The sequence below is a fragment of the Syntrophobotulus glycolicus DSM 8271 genome (genome assembly GCF_000190635.1).
In the GTDB taxonomy this organism is placed as follows: domain Bacteria; phylum Bacillota; class Desulfitobacteriia; order Desulfitobacteriales; family Syntrophobotulaceae; genus Syntrophobotulus; species Syntrophobotulus glycolicus.
The window spans coordinates 2,895,209-2,921,149 of the sequence record NC_015172.1; the positions used below are offsets into that span (position 1 = coordinate 2,895,209).

Genomic DNA, 25,941 nt, shown 5'->3' on the forward strand with positions numbered 1-25,941 from the left:
CAAACTGTTTAAGGAAGTGCTTTCTTTGGCTGTCACAGAAATCCTGAATGCTCATAAAAATGGCCTCCGCCTCTCAACCGGGGATGCCATAGCCCTCTATCTTGACGGAGATATTTTGGAGGTTGCCCGGCTGGCGGCGGATGACGCCGCCCGCCGGCACGGAGACACCGTTACCTTTGTCATTGACCGCAATATCAACTATACAAATATCTGCAAGGTCGGCTGCAAATTCTGCGCCTTTTATTGTGACCACGAAAATGAAAAAGCTTATGTCCTTACTCCTGAAGAAATCTTCAGCAAGGTCGAGGAGGCTTTAGCCTTAGGCGCTACTCAGATTATGCTGCAGGGCGGCCTGAACGACCGGATCAAATTTGATTATTACCTGGATATCGTAAGAGGGATTAAAGAACGCTTCAAGATTACCGTCCATTCCTTCTCGCCCCCTGAAATCGCCCATATGGCTGAATTGACCGGTCTGGGCCTGCGGGAGGTTTTAACCAGGCTCCAGGAAGCGGGACTGGATTCCCTTCCGGGCGGAGGGGCCGAGATCTTAGCCGACAGAGTCAGGCAGGAAATCAGTCCAAAAAAAATAACCTCGGCCAAATGGCTCGAGGTCATGGAAACTGCCCATGGATTAGGAATGAAATCTACCGCGACCATGATGATGGGCAATATTGAGACATTGGCGGAACGTTTTGCCCACCTGGAAAAGATCAGGGCTTTACAGGACCAGACAGGGGGCTTCCGGGCCTTTATCCCCTGGACCTACCAGCCTTACAATACCGAGCTTGGCGGTAAGAAAATGTCCAGCTATCACTACCTGAAATTCCTGGCTGTTTGCCGGCTTTACCTGGATAATTTTGATCATGTCCAGGGCTCATGGGTGACACAAGGGCCTGATATCGGGCAGCTTACTTTGACTTTTGGGGGCCGCGACCTGGGCAGCATCATGCTCGAAGAAAATGTCGTCAGGGCTGCCGGGGCCGAATTCCGGATGCAGCTGCAAGGCATGGTCGACCTGATTAAAAACGCCGGGTTCAAGCCGGCGCAAAGAGATACGGAGTACAGGATCATTAAACGGTATTGATAAAAACATTAGCCGGCCTGGCTTTGCAACATATTCTCAAGAATATCTGTCACGATATCCAGCCTTTGAAAAGGGGTGATCAGATAATATCCGTCCACATAAGCAGAGATTTCCCGGACCATACGGGTGGAAATATCTACAGCCAGGTTTCTGGCCTGTTCTTTCGAGGCATTTTCATACAGGTCCATGATCTCTGGGGAAACATCGATCCCAGAGATTTCATTGTTCATAAAACACGCATTTTTATAGCTTACGATTGGCAGTATTCCTCCTAATATTTTGGCCGGAAGGACCCTGCTCGCTTCCTGAAGGTTTTCCAAGGCCTTTTTCGTCAAGATGGGCTGGGTAAGGAAAACGCTGACCCCATTTTCGATCTTTTTCCGGGCATGTTTTAATTGGGCCTCGAAGTTTCTGGCGTTGACATTTAAAGCGCCATAGATGGTAAAGGGCCTGGCAAACGTGTTTTCATTTAATGTCCTGATATAGTTGGCCAGAATGGCCGAGTTAAAATTAGACCTTGCTTTTACCTCGTCCCTTTGGGCGGAAGGAATGGGATCACCCGTGACAACCAGGACATTATTGACTCCTTCAATATTCAGGCCAAGAAGCAAGGCCTTGGTTGCATTAATATTTCTGTCCCTGCAGGTCATGTGCGGTATCGGTGTCACACCGAGCTCTTTTTTTAGTTTGCAGGCCAAAAGGGAGCTGTCCACTCTGGCCCGGGCGATTGGGCAATCGGCTATGGTAATCGCATCAACCTTGTTTTCTTGAAGCTTTTGAGCGCTTCTCATCAAAAAATCAATATCTGTATTTGCCGGGGGATCAAGCTCTACCGCTATGATTTTTTCTCCCTGCCTGATTTTTTCCATTAAAGGGTTTTCTGCCTGCGCCGCTGGTTTACCCTCTGTTATCTTTATCCTTTTGACGGCAGGTTCCGGTAAAGACAGGCTTTTAATTTTGGCTGCGGTTTTTCTGATAAATTCCGGAGCTGTGCCACAGCACCCTCCCAGGATCGCAATCCCTTCCTTGGCCATTTCCAGCATCTGATCCGCGAAATACCCGGCATTATTTTCAAAAAACGTCCGATTGTCAATTACTGTCGGATACCCCGCATTCGGCATGATAGAGACAAATTTATCTTTGGCCTCCAGCTTTTTCGCCAATTGCAGCAGGTGATAAGGTCCGGAGATACAATTGAAACCGATGGCATCTATGCTGTTTTCTCCTGATAGTTCCTCAAATATCTGAAAACCGGAATTGCCCTGACGGGTATACCCATCAGGCGAAACCGCAAATTCCGTGATGATAAAAGCCTGCGGACTTTTCTCCTTGATATAGGCGGCGATTTGGGCCAGATATTCAGCGGAGCTGAAGGTTTCGAACAGAAAATTGACCGCGCCTAAATCCAGAAATAGGTCTGCTATTTTTTGATATTCAGCAAATAGATTCTCATTATCCCTGAAGGGTATCGGCCCGATATCCGCGAAAAGATAAACACCGCTCCCCGCTACGGCCCGCCGGGCAAGCTCATACCCTTTTCTGATTACTTCTTCCACACCTTCAAAGGGACAATCCAAACAGGTTACATTGGCCCCGAATGTATTGGTCTTTATTGCCATGCATCCGGCCCTGATATATTCATGATGAATCCGGAGAATAGCCTCTTCATCATGAATATTTGCCATTTCGCATTTGACTAAAGGTTTTTTTTCTAATTGGGCATAGTAAGTCCCCATTGCCCCATCAAAAATTAAGGTATTGGTTTTTAAATATTCCCGGATATTCATCTCGACCTCATTTCGCTGTTCCTGTTTCGTCTTCACCTGTGTCTGATGGCTCCCTTTCTTCAATCCTGCCTGGCTTTGATTTCTTCTCTGATTTCAAGAACTGCCTGAACTACATTTTTCAAACTGGCTATTGTTTCGGTTTCTCCCCGGGTTTTTAACCCGCAATCGGGATTGACCCAAAGCTTGGCTTGTTCTATTTTTCCGAGCATGCCCTTCAGCGCTTTTAAGATTTCTTCCTTGCTCGGGACTCGCGGGGAGTGTATGTCATAAACACCCGGTCCGACCTCAGTTTGAAAACCTGCCTCGACTAAAGAATTCACAATAGCAAGATTGGAGCGGGAAGCCTCGAAAGATATGACATCGGCATCCATTGCCTCAATATCCTTAATCATTTGTCCGAATTCACTGTAGCACATATGGGTATGGATCTGGGTCTCTGGTCTGACTGAAGAATGAACGAGCCGAAAAGCTGAAATAGCCCAGTCAAGATATTCGGTGTGCCAATCTGCCCGGCGAATGGGCAGTTTTTCTTTCAAAGCGGCTTCATCAATCTGAATCACCCGGATGCCGTGAGCTTCCAAATCCAAGACCTCATCCCGGATAGCCAGGGCGATCTGAAAAGCCGTTTCTTTATCGGAGATATCTTCTCTGGGGAACGACCAGTTTAAAATCGTGACCGGCCCTGTCAGCATCCCTTTGACGGGTTTAGCGGTCAGGCTCTGGGCGTATGTGCTGTACTTTAAAGTAATTGGATTTTTGCGTTCAATATCCGTCCAGATAATGGGCGGTTTTACGCAGCGCGTGCCGTAGGACTGAACCCAGGCCTTCTGCGTAAAAAGAAACCCTTCCAGATTTTCACCGAAATATTCAACCATATCATTTCGCTCAAATTCGCCGTGAACGAGAACATCCAATCCGATTTCTTCCTGCTGGGCAATGCACTGAGCAATCTTTTTCTTGATATTCTCCTCGTACTGGGCCGGAGCCAGCTCTTTCTTCTTCAGCTTTGCCCGCCAGGCCTTAACTTCTGCTGTCTGGGGGAAAGAACCTATCGTAGTCGCGGGAAGGACCGGCAGCTTGAGCTTAGCCTTTTGCAGCTTTTCCCGCTCTTCGAAGTCCGGGCATCTTTTAAAATCTTTTTCACTCAGGGCTTTGATCCTTTTTTGTATTCCCGGATTGACATCGTCTTCTTTTGTTTTCCTTAACGCGATCTGCTGAAGATATTTTTCGTTTTTCTCCTCATCCTGATCATCAAGAAGCTCCTTCAGGTCCCCCAACTCCTGGAGTTTTTCCCGGGCAAAAGCAAAATGGTTTTTATATTTTTGATCCATATTGTCTTCATTCTCCAGAGAATATGGGACATGGAGCAGTGAACAGGATGTATTGATCACAATATTTTCTTCTGTAATCTTTGCTGTGAATTGATTGATCATTTTCCTTGTTTTTTCATAGTTATTGCGCCATATGTTCTTGCCGTTGACCACCCCGGCGAATAACAGGGTGTTTTTGGGAAAACCGTTTTCCTCAAGGAGCTGAAGGTTTTTCTTTCCTTCCAGGAAATCAAGGCCAATTCCGTCAAAGCCAAGTTTCATGATTTCCCTGTAAACATCTCTGACATCTCCAAAATAGGTTTGGAGAAGTACTTTTAAATCCTCTTTTCCGGTTAACAGCCCGGTATATAAATCTTTAAACAGTCCGATCTCTTCCTGCGTCAAATCCGTAACTAAGATCGGTTCATCCATCTGCAGCCATTCTGCTCCCAGGGAATGAAACTTGCTGAACACTTCCCGATAAGCGGAAATCAACGGCCCGGCAAAGTCCTCCGCCTTTTTCACCCCCCGGTAATCGGCCAGTTTCAAAAGAGTAAAGGGACCAAGCAAGACCGGCTTTGTTTTTATGCCAAGCTTCATTGCCTCCCGGTAATAGGAAAACGGTCCGTCAGTATTTAACCTTACTTCTGTGTCATCATCAAACACAGGCACAATATAATGATAGTTTGTATTAAACCATTTCCGCATAGCCAGGGCCTTAACATCGCCTTTCTCCCCCTGGTACCCCCTGGCCATGGCAAAATAGGTATCTGTATCATGCAGCCCAAGGTCTTGATATTCCCTGGGAATGAGATTCAAAAAACAAGCGGTGTCTAGAACCCCGTCATAAAAAGAAAAATCGTTTGATGGAATAAAATCAATGTCTTTCTGTTTCTGCCATAGCCAGTGCTGTTCCCTCAGACCGGCCGCGTTCTTATGTAATTGCGTCAGGGATAACTTCCCCGCGAAATAATCCTCGGTCCAATGCTTCAGTTCCCTTAAACTGCCGATTCTGGGGAATCCGATTACAGAACTCTTACTCATTTCGTCCCTTCCCTTCCTAAAATCTTAACCATAATATAGCATAGCGTTCCCGGTCATTAATAACTCAAAAAAGCTATTGCCTGCTATAGGCAAATCCTATAGCAGGCAATAGCTTTTCGCTGTCCGTTCAATTCGCAGCTTGATTTCAGAAGGAAAATCGCCGAGCAAGATCTCAGTCTTGATATTTTTCAGCAATGATTTTCTGAAGTACGGCCAAATACTTGGTCGCAATTTGACTTAATCGTACATCCTTATGCACAATCCAGCCCACCTCAAAGACTTCATCACTTTCCAGCGGAACGGCAATGATTCCCTGGCCGCCATTAAGGTCGTAATTTAAAAACCCTGTGCTGATGGTATACCCATTGAGCCCGATCACAAGATTAAACAATGTCGCCCGGTCTGTTACGCGAATACTTTTTTTGTGCCTGATGGTGTTAAACAATTCTTCTGAAAAATGAAAAGAGTGATTCTCCCCCTGCTCAAAGGTCAAACAAGGATAGGGGTCCAGGTCTTCCAAGGCAACGCGTCTTTTAGCAGACAAAGGATTTTGAGAACTGATAAAAATATGAGGATTTGCCTGAAATAAGGTTGTAAATCTCAGGTCATTGTCGGCAAAGATCTTGGACATGATTTGCTCATTAAAATTGCTCAGATAAAGGATTCCGATTTCGCTGTGCAGGTTCCTGACATCCTCAATAATTTCATAGGTCCTGGTTTCCCTCAGATTGAATTCGTATTCTTCGGTCTGTTCTTCTTTTAATAACCGGACAAAAGCCTCTACGGCAAAAGCATAATGCTGGGCAGATATGGAAAAAAGCTGGGGTTTTCGTTTTTCTCCCAAGTATCTGCTTTCCAATAATTCTGCTTGCTCCAGAACCTGCTTGGCATAAGCGAGGAACTCCACGCCGGCAGGTGATATTCTTATCCCCCTGTTCGTCCTCATAAATATATTAATACCCAGCTCGGCTTCCAGGTCCTTGATGGCATTGGATAAGCTCGGCTGGGAAATAAACAGGCGCTTTGCCGCTTCATTGATTGAAGCGCAATTTGCGATTTCAACGGCATATCTGAGCTGCTGCAGGGTCAAAGTATCACCCCTCTACTCAATTCTATTCGCTGCGGTCTATAACGCTGCGATCATGTCTCTCATTACCGTGTTTGTGCACAGCGTTTATTTCTTTATTTCAGAAATTTGCCGATGGCATCACTGAGCTTCATAATGGCCTTCGTATCATTATTTTCATGAGCATGAATAAGACAGTGATTAATATGATCCTCCAGAATAACCTTACCCGTACTGTTGAGGGCAGAGCGGACAGCTGAGATCTGAATCAGAATATCACTGCAGTCCGTATCATCTTCAACCATCCTTTTTACCCCTTCCAGGTGCCCTATAATACGCGCTAAACGGTTGATCACGATTTTTTTGTTCGGATGATCATGATCATGCTGGTGGATATTTTGTTTCTGAATATGTTGTTCGTTCTGATCCTGCCTGTTGTTCTTCCGCTCCACTATGAATAACTCCTTGCATTTCAGAAATCAATAAACCGATTGGCATTGCAAGAAGCCGTCTCCGTTTCTGTCACGGGACGGCCTCAACTATCAAAATACTTGAGGGATGTGAAGAGTTGAATTATCGATGCCTGTAATCAGCCGGCATCTTTAAGAACCTCTTACGTATTTATTATATCCTCTCTAGCTTTTTATGCAATCCTGTCCGGGGGGATATCCTCTCCCGCGAAACAGCCGGCTCCTTATTCCCCTGCTTTCGCCAATGCCTGAGCAAGGTCGTCAATTAAGTCATCAGGATCTTCGATCCCGATTGAAAGTCTGATCTGATCAGGGGTTACACCGGCCTTGGCCTGTTCTTCCTCCGTCAGTTGGGAATGGGTCGTGCTGGCCGGATGAATGACCAATGATTTGGCATCAGCCACATTAGCCAGAAGTGAGAAGATTTCCAGATTATTGATGAATTTCTTACCGGCCTCTGCCCCGCCTTTAATCCCAAAGGTAAAGATTGAACCGGCGCCTTTAGGCAGGTATTTTTGAGCAAGCTCATAATATTTATTGCTTTTCTGCCCGGGATAATTGACCCAGGTAACAAGAGGATGCTTGGAGAGAAACTCAACGATTTTCAAGGTATTTTCAACGTGTCTTTGAACCCTGATCGACAATGTTTCTAAGCCCTGCAGGAAGAGAAATGAATTAAACGGGCTCAATGCCGCTCCCGTATCCCTCAATAACTGAACTCTTGTTTTTAGAATATAAGCTAAAGGCCCAAAAGCTTCCGTATACCTGAGACCGTGATAACTGGGGTCAGGTTCGGTAAGCCCGGGGAATTTGCCGCTGGAAGCCCAGTCGAATTTCCCGGAATCAATGATTAGGCCCCCGATAGAGGTTCCATGCCCTCCGATGAATTTGGTTGCTGAATGGACAACGATATCGGCGCCATATTCAATCGGTCTGAGCAAATAAGGGGTCGCAAAGGTATTATCAATAATTAATGGGATTTTATTTTCATGCGCGATCTTGGCCACTGCCTCAATATCAATAATATTAATTCCGGGATTACCGATAGACTCTATGTAGACGGCCTTGGTCTGATCATTAATCGCCCGGCGGAAATTCTCGGGGTCTTCCGGATCGACAAACACTGTTTTCACCCCTAATTTAGGCAGGGTAATCGCAAATAAATTATAAGTCCCGCCATAAAGGGTACTGGCTGAAACGATTTCATCACCCGCTCCGGCAATATTCAGAATCGCATAGGTGACGGCGGCCGAACCGGAAGCAACAGCGAGACCTCCTACTCCGCCTTCAAGAGCGGCGATTCTTTGTTCCAGCACATCTGATGTTGGATTCATGATTCTGCTATAAATATTTCCGAATTCTTTTAGCCCAAATAAATTGGCTCCATGATCGGCGTCTTTAAAAACATATGAGGTCGTCTGATAGATCGGAACTGCTCTTGCGTTTGTGGCAGGATCAGGTCCTTGTCCGGCATGAACCTGTAAAGTATCAAATTTCCAATTCTCTTTACTCATTTCTTTTCCTCCCATATTCTTTGGTTTTCAGATAACGACTACCTTTTTCTTTAATAGCTATAAAATCTATGTATTTAGTAGTGATTAAAAATAGAATACTCCATTCAAAATACTTTGTCAATCTCTATTCTTTGCGCAATCTTTGTTTTTTTCTAATAATTCCACTTCCTTCAGCCAGATTTCTGCACTGGCATCACTCGGCATCCGCCAGTCCCCGCGGGGAGAAAGACAAACCGAGCCTACCTTGGGGCCGTCGGGAAGACAGGAACGCTTAAACTGCTGGCTGAAAAACCTCTGGTAAAACACCTTGAGCCAACGCAGAATCTCAGAAGAGTCAAATTTATCCTGAAAAGCAAGCTCTGCCAGCAAAAATATTTTCTTCGGTGAATATCCCCAGCGCATCATATGGTAGAGGAAAAAATCATGCAGGTCATAAGATCCGATTTTTTCCTCTGTCTTTTGCTCAATTTCCCCTGTCCTGTCTGCGGGAAGAAGCTCAGGACTGATCGGGGTAGCGAGGATATCTTGTAAGGTTTTTGTTACCTTCGTATTTTGCGAAGTGTCTGCATACCAGGAAACCAAATATTTGACAAGGGTCTTGGGGATACCGGCGTTGACCGCGTAATTGCTCATATGGTCTCCATTATAAGTACACCAGCCTAACGCAAGCTCGGAAAGGTCCCCTGTGCCGACAACTATTCCGCCTTCCCTGTTGGCCAGGTCCATCAGAATCTGGGTACGCTCTCTGGCCTGAACATTCTCGTAAGTAATATCCTGAATGGCCGGATCATGCCCGATTGCGGCAAAATGCTGCAGACAGGCCTCTGTTATGGGTATTTCTCTGACATCGATCCCAAGCTCCCGCATCAGGAGTTTAGCATTTTCATTGGTCCGATTGGTTGTGCCAAAGCCGGGCATTGTCACCCCAATAATATTGTCCTGAGGGTATCCTAATTTATCGAAAGCCTCTTTACAGACCAGCAGGGCTAAGGTTGAGTCCAGTCCTCCGGAAATACCGAGGACAGCCTTTTTGATCCCCGATTTCACCAGCCTTTGAGCCAAGCCGGTCAATTGAATGGTAAAGATCTCCTGACAGCGGATATCACGGTCTTCCCGCCTGCCCGGCACAAAAGGATAGGGGTCCACATATCTTTTCAGACAGTTCTCGGTTGTTTCCTGTTCTGTTCTCTCCGTCTTTCCCAGGTTGAAATTAATAATTGTATAATCCAGGTCCGGCGGTCGGTTCATAAAACTGTTCATTTTTCTGCGTTCGTTCATCAGTTTTTCCATATCGATATCACAAAAGGTGATCACAGACTCCTGAAACCTTTGTTCTTCAAGAATGGAGCCATTTTCAGCGATCAGGGTCTGGCCGCCGAACACCACATCCGTTGTTGATTCACTCTGTCCGGCAGAAACGTAAACATAAGCAGCCAGGCACTTGGCAGACTGCTGACTGACCAAAGCATCCCGGTATTCCTTTTTGCCGACGACCTCATTGCTGGCTGAGAGATTAAGAATCAGGTTTGCTCCGTATTGCGCGTGATATGCGCTGGGAGAGATTGTCATCCAAAGGTCTTCGCAAACCTCGACCCCGATGCAGAGTTCTGAGGAACTGTCCCGGAACAAAAGCTGTTCATGAAACGGCACTTCCTGTCCGCAGAGAATCACCCGGTCACTCAATCGATTGATTGCTGAGCTGAACCATCTCTTTTCGTAAAACTCATTATAGTTTGGAATAAAGGTCTTCGGCACCGCTCCCAGAATCTCACCCTTATACAGAATAACCGCGCAGTTAAAAAGCTGATTATCCGCCAAAATCGGCAAGCCGACCGCGATCACCATATCGATCTCTATCACTGTGTTTACTAATTTCTCCAGAGCCTCCTCTGTTTTATCCAGAAGAAGCCTTTGATGAAACAGATCGCCACAGGTATAGCCGGTCACACATAGTTCCGGAAACACCAATACCTTGACTTTTTCTTCTGCCGCCTGATTAATCAGTTTGCTTATTTCCTCAATATTTTTCATGGGATCGCCGATTTGAACCTTCGGTACGGCCGTTCCGACCCGGATAAAACCCATTTTCTTCAGATCAAACATCAGAACCAAATCCCCTCTCTTCACAGACAGAATGAAATCAAAAGATCCTTGTATCCGCGTTTACCATGACATAACCATCAGGCGTTACGCAATACACCATCATTATAGCTTTATTTTCACCATAAACAAACAAAATGGGCGGACAATGCCATAAATGGCCTTCATCTGATCATTCATTGCGCACTCCTCATAATCTCTAAAACTCAACAGGCTCCCTGCCGGGCAAAAGCCAGTTCCTTTTTCAACCAAGCTGTCATTTCTCCGGGAAAGCCATCATTATAGCATTTCTCGTCGATCTTCTGTCCATGCATAATGCCCATCACCGAGTTGGTGATCAATACTTCATCGGCCTCCATCAGCTCAGCCAGACCGTAATAGCCTTCCCGGCAATCAATTCCTAAGGATGCCGCTTTGCGGATCACCCATTCCCTGATTACCCCGGGCAGTAAACCGCATTGAACATTTGGTGTATGTAAGACCCCGTCCTTGACAAAGAACAGATTGCTTTTGGTTGTCTCCGTGACCTGATTCTGCGTATTTAAGAAAACAGCATCATCAAAACCCTGGCGTATCGCCGCCCGGGCAATGAAATAGTTCTCCATATAATTCGCCGTTTTATGTTTGACCAGAAGCGAAGTTTCATTGCGTTTGTGATCTGAGATCATGAGTGTACAGCCCTGATCAATTTTTTCCGGTGAATAGCTGTTGGCCCGCAGGGCAAAAAAGATTCCCGGTTTTAGCTGTTTTTCTTTATTTCCGGCACTGACTGCCACCCGCAAAATCTTATTTTGGATCTTGTTCTGCCGGATATAAGCCAGAACTATCCCCGTAAATTCCTCCTGCGGGCAGTTTAACTCTATTTCAAAAAAAACCAGGGAATCATAGAGCCTTCGGATATGATCAGACAGCAAAAAAACCTGCCCTTTATGATCGACAAAAAAAGTTTCAAAAATACTCAGACCATAAAGGAAGCCAAAATCATCGGAGCTGAGCCTGTTTTCTTCTCCTTCGTATTCAGTGTTCATTTCATCGTCCTGCTTCCATTATTTCTTTCGGCTGATTTCAGTAAGGCATTCTTTAATTTTCGTTGTCATCTCGGTGATTTCCTCCGTCAATTCAGCGGAGAATTTCATTTCAGCTTTTTCTCTGCTTAAATCAACATACCCTTTAATTACTGTCAAGTTATTCATCAAATTCTCACAGAAAAGTTGAAACTGATTATTTTTCATTCCTCTTCCCACAACTTTCTTAAATCTGTTTCCAGCGCATTGGCTATGATCGATAAAGTTTTTATGTGTGGTTTTTTATAATGTCCTTTTTCGATCTTTTTTAAATAACTTAGACTGATTCCGGCTTTTTCAGCCAGCTCTTTTTGGGTTAGGCTTTTGGCTTGACGTACCTTGGCGATATTTCTCCCTATCTGTACAGATGTCGCCTCCTATTAAGAGATTAAATCATAACCCAGGTCGAAATATAAAGAATGCGGTTACTGAAAAGGGTCAATTTTTCTCTCATTTTCTACAACATTCAACCAGGTAACTTCATCTATTGATCAATTGCGGCGGACACAGGGAAACGCAATAAAACCATCTGCCCATGATTCTCATGCAGATGGCCATTATTCCCGGGCATTATTTTTCAAAGAATACTACACAGGACCCGCATCATCATCTTGCCTTTATGCAGGGTTTCCTCGTATTCCTTTGCCGGTTCAGAGTCCCATACGATGCCTCCACCCACATTGTAATATGCCCGCTTAGCTTTCACAATAATTGTCCTGATCGCAATATTTAAATCGGCCTCTCCGTTAAATCCCAAATAGCCGATCGAACCGGTATAAACTCCTCTTTTAACCGGTTCCAGTTCTTCAATGATCTCACAGGCCCTGACTTTAGGCGCCCCGGTAATCGAGCCGCCGGGAAAGGCCGCATAGAGACAATCCACCACATCTATATCCTTTCTGAGTTTGCCGCTTACCGCAGCGACCAGATGAAAGACATTGGCGTACTCCTCAACTTCCCTTAATTGCTCAACAGCCACACTGCCGATTTCGCATACTTTACCCAGATCATTTCTGGCCAGATCAACAATCATCGTCAGTTCCGCACGATCCTTTGCACTGTTCAGCAGCTCCGCCCTGTTCAGGGCATCCTCTTCCCTGCTCCGCCCCCGGGGCCTGGTTCCCTTGATCGGCCTGGTCTCTATTGCCCGGTCCTTTATTTTGAGGAATCTTTCCGGCGATGAGCTGATAATTTTTAACTGATCGAAATTGAGATATGCTGAAAAGGGAGCCGGGGAGGCTTGGCGAAGCAGAGCATAGATTTTGGAAGGATCACTGTCTATCTCTGCCGTAAATCGTTGAGAAAGGTTGGCCTGGAAGATATCGCCGCAGCGGATGTATTCTCTTACCCGGCTGATCATCCTCCTGTATCCTCTTTCAGAAAAGTTCGCGGCAAGAAAATTGGGACTATCTTCAGCAATTCTGTGATTGATCTCACTGCCTGCAATGCTATCGTGCCCTGCGCTTGCCCGTTCTTTGAGCTGATCATCTGAATTGCTCTTCGCGCTGCAGGCGGCCATTTCTTCATACTGTTTAAGTACTTTCTTGATCTCCTTGAGATTATCACTTGCGGCTGCTTCGACCTCTTCGGTTTCACAGCCTACCGATGTCCCGATGGCGTAGATATCGCCTTTATGATGATCCATTACCAATATTTTATGATAAAACCCCAGTTCCAGATCATTGGCTCCGATGTCATCACGGTTCAAGGAAGGGAGATCTTCGATAAAGCGGACTAGATCATAAGAAAAATACCCTATGCATCCGCCCAAGAAAGGAACTTCTTCCTCATGCCAGGAATTTTGATACCTCTGCAATAGTTTCCGCAGGATTTCCAGGGGATTGCCGTGCGCGTCCTCCTGTATATTTTTTCCCCGCAGGCGGCCCCGGCCGTTCTTCGACTGAAAAATCAAAAACGGATCATAACCAATGATGGTAAAACGACCAAGACAGTCCATCGTCAATGAACTGTCCAAAATCGCGGCATAAGGGATTTGGGCAAAGAAATCCAGAATGCCTTGCTCCGTATAACTGATCTTGATTTTCTCCATGATATAAGTATCTTCCCGCAAAGCCAAGCTCCTCACCAATGATTGTTCAGATATGTTTATGGTTCGGTCCTTTATTCGTCCAAAGCCCGGCGCAGACTCCGCACAAGCTCCCCGACTGAAGCCACCGCCTCTTCCGGACCGGCCGCTGCCGCCACTTTTTTAACAATCGCACTGCCGACAATGACTCCGTCACAATACTTTTTCAGGTCCCGCACCTGCTCCGGGGTGGCGATCCCAAATCCGACCGCGGAAGGAGCACTCTTATATTGATTGATCTTACCAAAGAACCCCTCAAAATCGGTTTTAAACCCGGAACGCACTCCGGTCACGCCCAGTGAGGAAACACAGTAAAGGAACCCTTCCGCTTTAGCGGCTATGGTTTCGATCCGGTCATCTGAAGAGGGGGCCACCATCCGGATCAGTCTTACCCCTGTCCGGATATTCTCCCCGTAAATCTCGTTGCTTTCCTCATCAGGGAGATCAGGAACAATCAGACCGTCTATTCCGCTTTGGACACAGTTGTCCATAAACTTTTCTTTGCCGTATTGCAGAACACAATTGACATAAAGCAAAAAGACCAGGGGAATATTTGTCTCCTGCCGGAGCCGGGCCGCAAGCTCAAACAGCCTGTCTATACCGACATCATTTTTGAGCGCGCGCAGATTGGCTTCCTCAATTACCGGACCCTCGGCAACCGGATCGGAGAACGGCACCCCCAGCTCGACCAGGTCGGCGCCGGCCTTTTCCATCTCCAATACCAGTTTGCGTGTGGTTTCCAGATCAGGGTCTCCTGCCGTCACAAAGGTAATCAAGGCTTTTTTCTTTTGATCTGCCCGGCGGGCAAACATTTCGTCAATTCTGTTTTGCTCAGCGCTCATCTATCTCCACCTCCAAATATCTGGCTATCTGGTAAACATCTTTGTCCCCCCGGCCTGAAAGGTTAATGACAATGGTCTTATCCCCGTCCATCGCCGGTGCTATTTTCATGGCATAAGCAACGGCATGAGCCGATTCAATAGCCGGGATGATCCCCTCGGTTTTCGACAGCAGTTGGAACGCTTCAACCGCTTCACTATCGGTAATATTCGCATATTCGGCCCGACCGGTGGCATGCAGCCAGGCGTGTTCCGGCCCGATCCCCGGATAATCCAGGCCGGCCGAGATGGAATAGACAGGTGTGATCTGCCCTTCTTCATCCTGCAGAAAATAAGATTTCATGCCATGAAATACCCCTATGCTGCCCTTGGTAATCGTTGCCGCGTGATCAGGGGTCTCAACTCCCCGTCCGCCTGCTTCTACCCCGATCATCCGCACTTCTTTGTCTTCAATGAACGGATAGAAAAGACCCATGGCATTGCTGCCGCCGCCGACACAGGCGATCAGGCAATCAGGCAGCTTACCGGTCTGGGCCAGCATTTGTTCCCTGACCTCACGTCCGATCACGCTTTGAAAATCGCGGACCATCATGGGATAAGGATGCGGCCCCATGACAGAGCCCAGCACATAGAAGGTATCATCCACACGAGCTGTCCATTCCCGCATAGCCTCGTTCACCGCGTCTTTGAGCGTGGCTGTCCCCGATTCCACCGCCTTAACCGAGGAACCGAGAAGGTTCATGCGGAAAACATTCAGGGCCTGTCTTTCGGTATCCTCCCGTCCCATAAAAACCTGACATTCCATGCCAAAAAGCGCTGCCGCCGTTGCGGCCGCGACTCCATGCTGTCCGGCGCCTGTTTCTGCTATGACCCTTTTCTTCCCCATTTTTTTAGCCAGAAGGGTCTGCCCCAAAACATTATTGATCTTATGGGAGCCGGTATGGTTCAAATCTTCCCGTTTCAGATAAATCTTCGCTCCGCCCAGATGTTCGGTCAGCTTTTCGGCATAATAGAGCAGTGACGGCCTGCCGGCATATTCTCGGAGCAGCCTGTCAAATTCCTCCTGAAATTCCCGGTCATTTTGATAAAACTCGTAAGCTTTTTCCAATTCAAGCAAGGCATTCATTAAGGTTTCCGGAACATAACGGCCGCCAAAAACCCCATAACGGCCTTCCCGCACCTGTTTATCCATTTTTTATCCCTCCCCGGTCCTTTGATCTGACCTGACTTTTTTCATATGACCTGACTTTATTGATGAAGTCCGCAATTTTATCTTTGTCCTTGCTTCCTGCCGTTTCCACTCCCGAACTGACATCAACCCCATAGGGATTGACTGTTTCCAGCGCCCGTTCGATGTTCTCCCCATTCAGGCCGCCGGCCAGCAGGTACGGTTGTTTCACTTCCTTGAGCAGCTTCCAGTCAAAAACCTGGCCCGTCCCGCCCATTACACCGTCATGATAAGCATCCAGCAAAAGAACATCGCTCCGAATACCTGCCAAGGCGATCAGTGCCTGCCTGTCTTTCACCCGTACCGCTTTCATGATCACAGTTCCGGCAGGCAGTTTGTTCCTCAGACTCTCCAGATACCTCTGATCCTCATCTCCATGCAGCTGTACCGCTGCCAGACGGCATTCCTTCACAATCTTCAACAGATCGCCTATTGCCATATTGACAAAGACACCGACAGGCTTGATTTCGGGACTCAGTTCCCTGATCAAAGCCGCCGCTTTGGCCGGTTCAATCCCGCGTCTGCTTTCTGCAAAGACAAAACCGGCATAATCAGGCTTATATTCATTAACCGCGGCAATATCCTCTCTCCTGCTTAAACCGCAGATCTTGATTATTGGCACCTGCGCCCCTCCTTAAACGCTTTAATCATTGCTCCGGGGTCTTCTGTCCGCATTAATGTTTCCCCGACCAGGATGGCATCGGCACCTGCCTGTCTCATGTATTGGGCATCACCGGAAGAAGCTATCCCGCTTTCGGCGACCGCCAGTGTTCCTGAGGGGATGAACTTGCGCAGCTGCTCAAAGGTCGCCAAATCTATCTGGAAAGTTTTTAAATTCCGGTTATTGACCCCAATGATTCTGGCTCCGCAATCTGCCGCCCGTTTAACCTCCGCTTCATTATGGGCTTCGAAAAGACAATGCAATCCGGATTCTTGCGCAAGCTCATAGAGTTTCCGCATGGTTTTATCATCGAGAATCCCGGCGATCAACAAAATCGCATCTGCCCCGATCGCCTTGCTTTCCAGAATCTGACGCTCGTCGATCATAAAATCCTTGCGCAGAACCGGAATCTGAACCAGCTCTTTAATCTCCGCAAGGTAGGTGTCACTCCCCTGGAAGAAATGTCTTTCCGTAAGGACGGATATGGCTTCTGCTCCACCGCCATCATAGGCGGAAGCTATTTTAGCGTAATCAAAATCCGGGGCGATTATTCCCTTGGACGGAGAGGCCTTCTTCACCTCAGCAATTACCGAAAGCCCCCCGGCGGCCAGGGCGCCGTAAAAATCCCTCGGGGCCGGCATGGAAAACGCTCTTCTTTCAATATCGTTCATCAATCCGCCCAGCAATTCATTCTCAATATCAATTCTTTTTCTGGCCAGTATCTCCTGCAGACTCATGATGACCTCTCCTTCATCCTATTGGATATTTTGCCGTATTCCTCAAGCTTGAGGGATGCCGCGCCATGATCTATTACAGCGGCTGCCAGCGCGATGCCTTCCCCGATTGTACCCGTCTTCTCCGCCGTATAAAGGGCTGCCCCCGCATTCAGTAAGACGATGTCGCGTTTGGGGCCATGGAGCTTCCCGGACAGGATGTCTTTAATGATCCCGGCATTCTCCAAGGCATCTCCCCCGCGCACATCATCAAGTGTGCCCGGTTTAAAGCCATAGTCCTGAGGATCGAGCAGATAACGGGAAAATTGCCCCCGGCGGTATTCATATACATTCGTCGGAGCGGAAACGGAGATTTCATCCAGACCTTCCTGGCTGTTAACTGTCATGATATTGCGCACCCCCAAGCCCGCGAGGGCTTTGGTCAGCGGCTCAAGCAATTGTTCGTCACAGACCCCGAGCAACTGGTTCTGCACCTTGGCCGGATTGGCAAGAGGCCCCAGAATATTGAAGATTGTCCGCAAGCCGATTTCTTTGCGCGGTCCGGCCACATATTTCATCGATTTATGATAAGACTGGGCAAACATAAAACAAATATTGGATTTTTGCAGACATTCCGCAGCACTCTCCGGTGTAAGCGTAATATTGGTTCCGAGGGCTTCCAGCACATCGGCACTGCCGCACCTGCTGGAAACAGACCTATTGCCGTGTTTAGCTACAGGGACCCCTGCCGCCGCGACAATAAAGGCTGAACAGGTGGAAATATTAAAGGTATTGGCACAATCTCCGCCGGTCCCCACAATATCTATGGCCTCCGCGCGATTGATCGCAACTCTGTCGGCCTTCTCCCGCATAACCCTGGCACAGCCCGTAATCTCTTCAATACTCTCCCCTTTCATCCGCAAAGCAATCAGAAAAGCTCCGATTTGGGCCTGAGTGGCTTCCCCCTCCATAATTTCGTTCATGGCTGAAGCCGCTTCCTCTGCCGTAAGATTTTCCAAGCCGGCCAGTTTGGCGATGATTTCTTTAATCATTGTTCTCCCCCCTTACGAAAAGCTAAAAAATTCTCGATGATTTTCAGACCCTCGGGGGTGAGGACAGATTCCGGATGAAACTGCACCCCGAAGACCGGATAATGACGGTGCTGTATGGCCATGATCAAGCCTTCCTCCGTCTCCGCCGTAATCATCAGCTCTTTGGGGAGTGATTCCCTTTCCACAACCAGGGAGTGATAACGCCCCGCCTCAATCTCTTCGGGCATTGCCGCGAATAGCGGACAGCCGGGATCAAGCCTGGCCCGAGCCGTCTTTCCGTGTACCGGTTCCGGCCCATGAACGATCTTTCCCCCGTAAGCTTCCCCAATCGCCTGATGTCCCAGGCACACACCCAAAATCGGATACTCCGCTCCAAGCTTTTGCACCGTCTCGATGCTGATGCCGGCCTGCCGCGGAAATCCCGGACCGGGGGAAATAATCAAGTGTGAAGGGTTGGATTCCCGGATCTGTTCTGTCGTCATCCGGTCATTCCTTACTACGGTCACATCGGGATCGATACTGCCGACATATTGGTAAAGGTTATAGGTAAAAGAATCATAATTATCGATGATCAGAATCATATTATTCCACCTACCTCTTGCAGAGCCTTAATCACTGCCCTGGCCTTGTTTTCCGTTTCTTCATATTCTCTCTCGGGAACGGAATCGGCCACGACCCCGCATCCGGCCTGAACATAGGCCATCCCATCCTTGAAAAGAATGGTCCGTATGGCGATACAGCAGTCCAGACTGCCGTCAAAAGCAATAAAACCAATTGCCCCGCCGTAAATGCTTCTTTGGGTCGTCTCCAACTCATCAATAATTTCCATGGCCCTGATTTTAGGAGCCCCGGAAAGAGTCCCGGCAGGCAGAACAGCCATCAGGGCGTCGAAAGATGTTTTATCCTCTCTCATTTCACCCCGGACAGTCGAACCGATATGCATCACCTGGGAGTACCTTAAGACCGACATATAATCGCTCACTTCTACCGTCCCGAATTTGGCGACCTTGCCAATATCGTTGCGCCCCAGGTCAACCAGCATGATATGCTCGGCCAGCTCTTTCGGGTCTTCGAGCAGTTCCTCCTCCAGTTTCCGATCCGCTTCCTCAGTCTCTCCTCTTTTGCGGGTTCCGGCAATCGGGCAGGTTTCCACAATCCCATTTTCACAGCGCACCAGCATTTCCGGTGAAGAGCCGACAATACAATAGTCCTTGAATTTCAAAAAATACATATAAGGGGATGGATTGGATACCCGGAGATAACGATAGACATCAAGCGGATCATGGAGAGCGGGCATCGAGAAGCGCTGTGACAGCACGATCTGAAAAATATCCCCGTTATTGATATACTCTTTAGCTTTGGCGACCAGATCACAGAAATCCTCTTTCGAAATATTTGATTGGACTTGAGCTTTCTCCGGAGCCGTTTCCCTGTCATCATCCTTGATCCTTTGAACGGCAGCGGATTCCCGGATCGTTTGATCCATGACCTTCAGCCTTTCCACCGTACGGTCATAATTCAGTCTCAAATCACCTTTTGTGGGCATATTGACAATCAATACCAGCTTCTGTTGCAAATGGTCAAAGACAATGGTTTCATCAACCAGCATAAAATGACAGGTCGGTACATCGAGATCGTCCTTGGGAGGATTGGGCAGGTTCTCTATACTGCGGATCAGGTCATACCCGAAAAAACCGACGATACCTCCGGAAAGCCTGGGCATGCTTTCCACTTTGGCCCCTTTATAATTGCTCATGAGATCTTGCACGATTTGATAAGGATTGCCCCGGATGTTTTCAACCCGGCCATCCCTGTACTGAATAACCGTTGTTTGATCTTTGACGCGAATGGTCAGCAAAGGATCTTTGGCAATAAAGGAATACCTGGCCCACTTTTCGCCCCCCTCAACACTGTCCAGTAAAAAACAATAGGGGCTGGTGTCCTTGAATCTTTTAAAAACGCTGACCGGTGTTTCCATATCAGCAAAGGTTTCCATCGCAACCGGTACAAAATCCACCCCGGCCGCTTTTCTGCCTGCTTCTTCAAATGACGGGTAAACCATTGTCCGACATCCTCCTTCTTCGTGCAGTTTTCTTGTAAAGTGCCCAAACAAACTAAAAAACGCCTATCCTCGGATAATCCAAGGACAGACGTTATATCTGCGGTGCCACCTTGATTGACTTCGTGTTCCCTTCCTCTCTGGATAATAGTAAAAAACCAGACCTCGGAAGATCACAAGCCCAACTCATAGCAGGATGCCAACACATCCCCCGTCTTCTAACGCCAACGCCGCGTCGGGTATTACTCAGGGCATATCTTGCCGCTTTCCCCCCGCCTTCAGGAGCCCATTTGCCAGTCCGTTTCCTGCTGCGCTCCCACCGCCCGCAGCTCTCTTTGAGGACGTATACTGACGTTACTTCTCCATCAGAAGTTTAACTGTATTTTTTTGCAATATAACACTTCAGTAACGTTTTGTCAAGAATATTATTGCTCTGTGTTACCGCTCTGCTTTTTCTTTCTTTTTCTTTCTTAAAATCGTCGCCACAATTGTCGTCAAGGGGATGGTCAGAATAATCCCGATGCTTCCGGCCAGAGCCCTGACCACCTCCGAGGAAATCATGTCCCAATTAATGAATTGCTGAAAAGGGATAGCATGGGCCATAAAAAGCAGGAGCAAAGGCAAGGACGCACCGACATAAGCTAAAATTAAAGTATTGGACATTGTCCCCATAACATCGCCTCCGATATTCATTCCCGCCCTGACCAGTTCTTTGGGGGTAATCTCCGGTTTGAGCGTTTCAATTTCATACAGGGACGAGGAGATAGACATCGCAATATCCATGATTGCCCCTAAAGCCCCGATAATAATCGCGGTAAAAAGCAGCCCTTCAAAGTCAAAACCATTTTCTCTGGGGATAAAAGCCAACATCTGTGTTTCCTGTTCTCCAAGCCCGGTCAGGCTTGCCAAAGAACCAAAAATCATCGCAATCATCCCGGCTACCAATACCCCCCCGGTTGTCCCAATGATGGCCGCAACCGATTTGCGGTTTATTCCGCTTATGATAAACAGGGACAGGGCCGTAATCACCGCACAGATCCCCACAGTAAGGAGGATAGGGTTATACCCGGCAAGGATTCCGGGGAGAAGGAGTTTGAGGATTGCCAGCCCTGTAATGGCTAACGTCACAATTGTTTTCAATCCCTTGACTTTGCCGAAAACCACCAGACTGAAAAGAAAGAGAATTAATAGATAGGTCAGATAGGTCTGCCTGTAAATTTCCGTAACATAGGCATTGACGACCTTTCCATCATTGTCCTCTACAATTTGAGTGATCACTTCCTGCCCGACTTTAAGCTTTAGATTGTAAACCATTCTTTCATCTATCACATTTTGGGCAATAACCGTCTCGCCTTTATGTTCCCCTGATAAAATATGGACCTTAATATCCTGGTAGATAATTTTCATCTCACCACCGGAATACTGCAAGTCATTTTCTTTCTCTTTGTTTTCCGTAATGTCAAGGATCTTGCCCCGTACTGTCTCTTCCGCCGGGGCAGTGCCTTCTGCCGGAGCAATACCTTCCGCCGGAGCGGTGCCTTCTGTGGAAACGGTGCCTTCTGCCGGTGCGTTATCCTCTCCCCGCACCACAAATGGAAAACTCATCAGGATTAATACCGCCAATATGATAGCCAGGATCGAATAATGGTTGCTTCTGTTTCCCCTGTTATGATCAATATCCATTTCTGCCCCTCTCTGCCTTTACTCACTGGTCTTTGTTTTGTTCTACAAAATAGGACCGGCCTGACGCACATTAATACTATAAACATGTCTGTCTCTATAATGCAAGCAGCATTTTTTTCGAGAGCCTGCTTTTTTATCTGCTTTGCCGCCAAACACTGTCAGGCAGCTGTGTATGCCTGAGAGATTGTCCGTTGCGGAGCCGATCTTTAAAGGATCAGTAAAACGTTTATTTCTGATAGGAGCTTGACAGGCAGCAAGGCCCCGGATACAATAGTTAAGCATATTTATATAAATACGCTTAACTATTGTATCCGGAGGTTACTGATGGATTTTCTTGGAGAAATGAATTATTTTTACTTGCGCATGTCCCTTAACGAGCTGCGTATGATGAACAGGCAGGACTATTCCTCCGGTGTTTCATATCACAGCATGCTCTGTCTCAACGTTATTGCCAATACCGAAAACTGCACGATCAGCAAACTGGCGGAAGCTTTACAAATCACCAAATCCGGTGTCACCATTAAAGTCAACGAGCTTGTGAAAAAAGGGCTGGTTGAGAAAGTCCAAAGTGTTCGGGACAAGCGAATCCATTATTTGAAACTCAATCCGAATATCTCAGCCATTTACGGAATGTTTGACCGTATAGGCCAAAATATGGAAGAGACGCTCAGGAAAAAGTATACAGAAAATGAGCTGTCTCTGTTCTCCGGTATGCTGCACACGATTGCCGACTGTGATTGGAGGTCCAATGGCTACAAATCCTAGATCTTGGAAAAGGAATATCGTCCTCTTCCTTTCAAGCCAGGTAATCTCTCTGTTCGGCTCATCTCTGGTCCAATGCGCAATGTCATGGTACATAACGCTGGAAACGCAGTCCGGTACGATGATGACCATCGCTATGATTTGCGGTTTTTTGCCGATGTTCCTCATTTCTCCGTTTGCAGGGGTATGGGCGGACCGCTATGACCTAAAAAAGCTGATTATTCTCACGGATGCCCTGGTCGCGGTATCGACACTGGGACTTGCCCTCGCCTTTTGGGCAGGCTCGCGAGATTTCCAGCTGATTTTCGCTGTCATGGCTGTGCGCGGCATCGGACAGGGGATTCAGCTGCCTGCTGTCAACGCGCTCATCCCAAGACTGGTGCCCGAAGACAAGCTGATGCGCATCAACAGCATCAACAGCTCGGCTCAGTCCGGCATGATGCTGCTCTCACCCGCGCTCGCCGCGGCCCTGATGGCTTTGGCACCGTTGGAAACCATATTCTTTATCGATGTGGCAACAGCAGCGGCAGCCATTGCAATTTTCGGACTCTTCGTACACCTTGAAAAAAGCGGAAGCCGCCCCGCCCAGGAAACTAAAGTCGATTATTTCCAGGACTTGCGGCTTGGACTGAAGTATATTGCCCACCATCATATTGTATCGAGACTTTTCATGTTTAATGCCGTGATGATGCTCATGGCGGCACCGGTGGCAGTGCTCTACGCTTTACAGGTCACGAGACTGTTCGGAGCCGATGCCTGGAGGCTTTCAGCAGCAGACATCGGGTTCTCGGTGGGAATGTTGCTTGGCGGGCTGATCATGATGTCCTGGGGCGGCTTTAAGAACCGGCACCGGACCATCACTCTGGGGATGTACATCTTTTCGGCGGGAACGGTGTTATGCGGGGTAATCGATCATTTCTGGCTGTACATTGTGCTGATGGTGGCGGTCGGGTTGGCAATGCCCATATTTTCCACCCCCTTTACCGTGCTGCTTCAGGAAAAAGTAGAGCCGGAATACCTGGGGCGTGTGTTCAGTTTTATGACCATGCTGGCCAGTCTGGCGATGCCTTTGGGCTTATTGGTGTTCGGACCCCTTGCGGATAGCATCGGCCTGAGTGAGCTGTTTATCATAACAGGAGCGGTACAATTCATCACAACACTGTTTTTCATGCTGAACAAGCCGCTGGCTGAGGCCGGGCGGCAGCAAGCTTCGTAAAATACAGAGAAAGAGAGCATCCGTCCTCAATCCCGGAGAATTTTTATTTTTCCGGTTTTCCGAGTTTATAAATCAGTGCGTTGCAGATGGCGGCGGCAACATTGCTGCCGCCTTTTCGGCCCCGGGCCACAATGAGGGGAACATCTGTCCTCATCATGAGCTCCTTGGATTCAACCACATTGACAAAGCCCACCGGGACCGCAATCACCAGCTCCGGTCGGACCGCTTTCCGCTCGATCAGGGCCTGAAGCTTGATCAGCGCAGTGGGCGCGTTTCCGATGGCGAAAATCAGCGGCCTGTTCAGAGAAACGGCCTTTTCCATACAGACCGCAGCTCTGGTCGTTTTTTCGGTTTTGGCTCTGAGCGCGACATCTTCGTCCGCCATGAAGCAAAACACTTCGCCGCCGAAACGGGCCAGGCTCCGGGCATTAATCCCAGCCCTGGCCATGCGGGTATCCGTCACGATCGAGACCCCGTTTTGGATGGCCCGAAGGGCTTTGGATACCACACCGTCGGAAAAATAAAGGTTATGCACATAATCAAAATCCGCGGTGGTATGAATGACGCGTTTGATGATGTCGGCGTGGTCGGGAGCAAGCTCCGTATCCTCCAGTTCTCGGGTGATGATTTCAAAACTTCTCTTTTCGATTTCTTCAGGGGTCAGCTGCTCAAACATCCTGTCCTATCCCTTCTTCCAAAATGGTATAAATGGCGTCCATATCCAGTGTCTGCCGCAGGGCTTCAGCCAACAAATTATACTGCCCGTCCTTATACGCCCGGTAATTGACCGGGCCGACCCCGGTTTCCTCTATGCCTTTACTTTTGAGGAAGCAGCGGACCAAGGCCTGGGCCACCCCTTCATCATCAAAAATTCCATGAACATAGCTGCCGAAAATATTCCCCTTTTGACCTCCGTCCGCTTTTTTTCCGGCCGAACCGCTCAGATCTTCCAATAAAGTTAAAGGCAGTGCCAGGCTGTCGGGGGAAATCCCCATGTGAATTTCATAGCCGTGGAAGGGAATCCCGGACAATCCTTCGAGTATCCCTTCCAGCCGGGTGAATCTGCCGCGGACTTGGGTACGGGTTTTGGCGGAAGCAAAGACTGTGGAAATATCAAGCAGCCCCATCCCGGCCAGCGTGCCTCCATGTTCTACTCCATAGGGATCTTCCAGAGTATGCCCCAGCATCTGGTACCCTCCGCAGATACCAAAGATAACGGCGCCCCGGGCGGCAAACTTTTGAATTTCCGCCTCCAGGCCGTTTTGCCGGAGCCACAGCAGGTCGCCCATGGTATTTTTTGTTCCCGGAATGATGATCAGATCGGGGTTCCCAAACTCACTTGTTTTCCGGACATAACGAAGCGATACTTCCGGCAGGAGTTCCAACACGTTAAAGTCTGTGAAATTGGACAAGCGGGGCAGTTTGAGCACCGCAATATCCACGGTCCGCACCGTTTTCTCCCTATCGAAGCGGTCAGCCAGGCTGTCTTCATCTTCCAGATCGATTGCCAGATACGGCACCGTACCGAGAACAGGAATTCCTGTTTTGGCCTCAATCATGGTTAATCCCGGTTTTAAAATTTCCGGATCTCCCCGGAATTTATTGATGACAGACCCCTTGATCAGCTTTCGTTCATCTTCTTCCAGCAGCATCACCGTTCCATAAAGTGAGGCAAAAACCCCGCCCCTGTCGATATCCGCAACGAGCAAGACCGGAGCCCGGGCTATCCTGGCCATACCCATATTGACAATATCCTGTTCCTTGAGGTTGATCTCCGCAGGGCTTCCCGCCCCTTCAATCACGATGATCTCATGCTTTTGAGCCAGGGCCTGATAGGCTTTGCGGATAATGGGGACAAGCGAGACCTTATAGCGGAAATATTCGGCCGCCGTCATGGTCCCGACAACCTCTCCCTGGACGATCACCTGTGATCCCCGGTCACTGGTGGGTTTCAGGAGGACAGGATTCATCAGCACCGAGGGTTCCAGGCCGGCGGCTTCGGCCTGTACAACCTGCGCCCGGCCCATTTCCAGCCCTTCCCCAGTAATAAAGGAATTGAGGGCCATGTTCTGAGATTTAAAGGGCGCAACCGAATAGCCGTCCTGAGCCAATATCCGGCAAAGCCCGGCTGTAATCAGACTTTTTCCGGCATTGGAGGCTGTTCCTTGAATCATGATTGCTTTAGTCATCTCTTTCCCCT

Annotated in this window: 23 protein-coding genes; 3 read left to right on the forward strand and 20 right to left on the reverse strand. The window is 48.1% G+C overall.

The window, feature by feature from the left end; genetic code table 11:
* Positions 1–25: 25 nt before the first annotated feature.
* A complete protein-coding gene (gene mqnC / locus SGLY_RS14340) occupies positions 26–1,087 on the forward strand; it encodes a cyclic dehypoxanthinyl futalosine synthase (protein WP_013625948.1) in 1,062 nt (353 codons plus the stop codon).
* Between the two features lie 8 nt (positions 1,088–1,095).
* On the opposite strand, the gene SGLY_RS14345 is transcribed toward mqnC, so the two are convergent.
* From SGLY_RS14345 to SGLY_RS14430, 18 genes are all read right to left on the reverse strand, one after another.
* Positions 1,096–2,874: a bifunctional homocysteine S-methyltransferase/methylenetetrahydrofolate reductase gene (locus SGLY_RS14345; protein ID WP_041444840.1), complete on the reverse strand. Its 1,779-nt coding sequence runs from the start codon at positions 2,872–2,874 to the stop codon at positions 1,096–1,098.
* 59 nt (positions 2,875–2,933) lie between these two features.
* Positions 2,934–5,228 (reverse strand): 5-methyltetrahydropteroyltriglutamate--homocysteine S-methyltransferase, encoded by a 2,295-nt coding sequence (metE, locus tag SGLY_RS14350; RefSeq protein ID WP_013625950.1) that lies wholly within the window; start codon positions 5,226–5,228, stop codon positions 2,934–2,936.
* A gap of 172 nt (positions 5,229–5,400) precedes the next feature.
* Complete coding sequence (locus SGLY_RS14355; RefSeq protein WP_013625951.1) at positions 5,401–6,318, reverse strand: LysR family transcriptional regulator; 918 nt, start codon at positions 6,316–6,318, stop codon at positions 5,401–5,403.
* Between the two features lie 92 nt (positions 6,319–6,410).
* Positions 6,411–6,746, reverse strand: coding sequence for a metal-sensing transcriptional repressor (locus SGLY_RS14360; RefSeq protein ID WP_013625952.1), 336 nt, complete (start codon positions 6,744–6,746; stop codon positions 6,411–6,413).
* Between the two features lie 242 nt (positions 6,747–6,988).
* Complete coding sequence (locus SGLY_RS14365; RefSeq protein WP_013625953.1) at positions 6,989–8,278, reverse strand: homocysteine synthase; 1,290 nt, start codon at positions 8,276–8,278, stop codon at positions 6,989–6,991.
* 117 nt (positions 8,279–8,395) lie between these two features.
* On the reverse strand, positions 8,396–10,381 hold the full coding sequence (locus tag SGLY_RS14370; protein WP_013625954.1) for an NAD(+) synthase: 1,986 nt from the start codon (positions 10,379–10,381) through the stop codon (positions 8,396–8,398).
* A gap of 203 nt (positions 10,382–10,584) precedes the next feature.
* On the reverse strand, positions 10,585–11,406 hold the full coding sequence (locus SGLY_RS14375) for an aminotransferase class IV (RefSeq protein ID WP_013625955.1): 822 nt from the start codon (positions 11,404–11,406) through the stop codon (positions 10,585–10,587).
* 18 nt (positions 11,407–11,424) lie between these two features.
* Positions 11,425–11,571, reverse strand: coding sequence for a hypothetical protein (locus SGLY_RS18180; protein ID WP_169312031.1), 147 nt, complete (start codon positions 11,569–11,571; stop codon positions 11,425–11,427).
* A gap of 35 nt (positions 11,572–11,606) precedes the next feature.
* Entirely contained in the window at positions 11,607–11,801 is a 195-nt protein-coding gene (locus SGLY_RS18680; protein WP_041445460.1) for a helix-turn-helix domain-containing protein, read from the reverse strand.
* Between the two features lie 218 nt (positions 11,802–12,019).
* Positions 12,020–13,513 (reverse strand): aminodeoxychorismate synthase component I, encoded by a 1,494-nt coding sequence (gene pabB / locus SGLY_RS14390; RefSeq protein ID WP_013625957.1) that lies wholly within the window; start codon positions 13,511–13,513, stop codon positions 12,020–12,022.
* Between the two features lie 50 nt (positions 13,514–13,563).
* Positions 13,564–14,370, reverse strand: a complete 807-nt coding sequence (gene trpA, locus SGLY_RS14395) for a tryptophan synthase subunit alpha (RefSeq protein ID WP_013625958.1) — start codon at positions 14,368–14,370, stop codon at positions 13,564–13,566.
* Entirely contained in the window at positions 14,360–15,547 is a 1,188-nt protein-coding gene (trpB, locus tag SGLY_RS14400) for a tryptophan synthase subunit beta (RefSeq protein ID WP_041445461.1), read from the reverse strand. The genes trpA and trpB overlap by 11 nt, the downstream gene beginning before the upstream one ends.
* A 4-nt stretch (positions 15,548–15,551) precedes the next feature.
* A complete protein-coding gene (locus tag SGLY_RS14405) occupies positions 15,552–16,217 on the reverse strand; it encodes a phosphoribosylanthranilate isomerase (RefSeq protein WP_013625960.1) in 666 nt (221 codons plus the stop codon).
* Positions 16,208–16,993 carry an indole-3-glycerol phosphate synthase TrpC gene (gene trpC / locus SGLY_RS14410; protein WP_013625961.1) on the reverse strand — a complete coding sequence of 262 codons (786 nt, stop codon included), beginning with the start codon at positions 16,991–16,993 and terminating at the stop codon, positions 16,208–16,210. Before trpC ends, SGLY_RS14405 begins: the two co-directional genes overlap by 10 nt.
* Positions 16,990–18,021: an anthranilate phosphoribosyltransferase gene (gene trpD, locus SGLY_RS14415; RefSeq protein WP_013625962.1), complete on the reverse strand. Its 1,032-nt coding sequence runs from the start codon at positions 18,019–18,021 to the stop codon at positions 16,990–16,992. Before trpD ends, trpC begins: the two co-directional genes overlap by 4 nt.
* Positions 18,018–18,602: an anthranilate synthase component II gene (locus SGLY_RS14420; RefSeq protein ID WP_013625963.1), complete on the reverse strand. Its 585-nt coding sequence runs from the start codon at positions 18,600–18,602 to the stop codon at positions 18,018–18,020. Before SGLY_RS14420 ends, trpD begins: the two co-directional genes overlap by 4 nt.
* On the reverse strand, positions 18,599–20,083 hold the full coding sequence (gene trpE / locus SGLY_RS14425; protein ID WP_013625964.1) for an anthranilate synthase component I: 1,485 nt from the start codon (positions 20,081–20,083) through the stop codon (positions 18,599–18,601). Before trpE ends, SGLY_RS14420 begins: the two co-directional genes overlap by 4 nt.
* Positions 20,084–20,518: 435 nt before the next feature.
* Positions 20,519–21,763, reverse strand: coding sequence for a YibE/F family protein (locus tag SGLY_RS14430; RefSeq protein WP_013625965.1), 1,245 nt, complete (start codon positions 21,761–21,763; stop codon positions 20,519–20,521).
* Positions 21,764–22,087: 324 nt separating this feature from the next.
* Between SGLY_RS14430 and SGLY_RS14435 the strand changes: the two genes are divergently transcribed.
* Both SGLY_RS14435 and SGLY_RS14440 read left to right on the forward strand, forming a co-directional pair.
* Positions 22,088–22,528: a MarR family winged helix-turn-helix transcriptional regulator gene (locus tag SGLY_RS14435; protein ID WP_013625966.1), complete on the forward strand. Its 441-nt coding sequence runs from the start codon at positions 22,088–22,090 to the stop codon at positions 22,526–22,528.
* The gene (locus SGLY_RS14440; protein ID WP_013625967.1) at positions 22,512–23,741 is read left to right on the forward strand and encodes an MFS transporter; all 1,230 of its coding nucleotides are present in this window, start codon (positions 22,512–22,514) and stop codon (positions 23,739–23,741) included. Before SGLY_RS14435 ends, SGLY_RS14440 begins: the two co-directional genes overlap by 17 nt.
* Positions 23,742–23,784: 43 nt before the next feature.
* On the opposite strand, the gene SGLY_RS14445 is transcribed toward SGLY_RS14440, so the two are convergent.
* Both SGLY_RS14445 and SGLY_RS14450 read right to left on the reverse strand, forming a co-directional pair.
* Positions 23,785–24,417, reverse strand: coding sequence for a precorrin-8X methylmutase (locus SGLY_RS14445; protein ID WP_013625968.1), 633 nt, complete (start codon positions 24,415–24,417; stop codon positions 23,785–23,787).
* Complete coding sequence (locus tag SGLY_RS14450) at positions 24,410–25,930, reverse strand: cobyric acid synthase (protein WP_013625969.1); 1,521 nt, start codon at positions 25,928–25,930, stop codon at positions 24,410–24,412. Before SGLY_RS14450 ends, SGLY_RS14445 begins: the two co-directional genes overlap by 8 nt.
* Positions 25,931–25,941: the final 11 nt, after the last annotated feature.

What these genes read in the sequence shown, in the direction of transcription:
- SGLY_RS14375 (WP_013625955.1), bottom strand. Translation starts at nt 11,406, where the DNA reads ATGAACACTGAATACGAAGGAGAAGAAAACAGGCTCAGCTCCGATGAT.
- SGLY_RS14430 (WP_013625965.1), bottom strand. Translation starts at nt 21,763, where the DNA reads ATGGATATTGATCATAACAGGGGAAACAGAAGCAACCATTATTCGATC.
- metE (WP_013625950.1), bottom strand. Translation starts at nt 5,228, where the DNA reads ATGAGTAAGAGTTCTGTAATCGGATTCCCCAGAATCGGCAGTTTAAGG.
- SGLY_RS14365 (WP_013625953.1), bottom strand. Translation starts at nt 8,278, where the DNA reads ATGAGTAAAGAGAATTGGAAATTTGATACTTTACAGGTTCATGCCGGA.
- SGLY_RS18180 (WP_169312031.1), bottom strand. Translation starts at nt 11,571, where the DNA reads ATGAATAACTTGACAGTAATTAAAGGGTATGTTGATTTAAGCAGAGAA.
- SGLY_RS14420 (WP_013625963.1), bottom strand. Translation starts at nt 18,602, where the DNA reads ATGATTCTGATCATCGATAATTATGATTCTTTTACCTATAACCTTTAC.
- SGLY_RS14440 (WP_013625967.1), top strand. Translation starts at nt 22,512, where the DNA reads ATGGCTACAAATCCTAGATCTTGGAAAAGGAATATCGTCCTCTTCCTT.
- SGLY_RS14435 (WP_013625966.1), top strand. Translation starts at nt 22,088, where the DNA reads ATGGATTTTCTTGGAGAAATGAATTATTTTTACTTGCGCATGTCCCTT.
- SGLY_RS14370 (WP_013625954.1), bottom strand. Translation starts at nt 10,381, where the DNA reads ATGTTTGATCTGAAGAAAATGGGTTTTATCCGGGTCGGAACGGCCGTA.
- trpD (WP_013625962.1), bottom strand. Translation starts at nt 18,021, where the DNA reads ATGATTAAAGAAATCATCGCCAAACTGGCCGGCTTGGAAAATCTTACG.
- SGLY_RS14345 (WP_041444840.1), bottom strand. Translation starts at nt 2,874, where the DNA reads ATGAATATCCGGGAATATTTAAAAACCAATACCTTAATTTTTGATGGG.
- trpC (WP_013625961.1), bottom strand. Translation starts at nt 16,993, where the DNA reads ATGAGTCTGCAGGAGATACTGGCCAGAAAAAGAATTGATATTGAGAAT.
- SGLY_RS14445 (WP_013625968.1), bottom strand. Translation starts at nt 24,417, where the DNA reads ATGTTTGAGCAGCTGACCCCTGAAGAAATCGAAAAGAGAAGTTTTGAA.
- trpA (WP_013625958.1), bottom strand. Translation starts at nt 14,370, where the DNA reads ATGAGCGCTGAGCAAAACAGAATTGACGAAATGTTTGCCCGCCGGGCA.
- trpE (WP_013625964.1), bottom strand. Translation starts at nt 20,083, where the DNA reads ATGGTTTACCCGTCATTTGAAGAAGCAGGCAGAAAAGCGGCCGGGGTG.
- SGLY_RS14450 (WP_013625969.1), bottom strand. Translation starts at nt 25,930, where the DNA reads ATGACTAAAGCAATCATGATTCAAGGAACAGCCTCCAATGCCGGAAAA.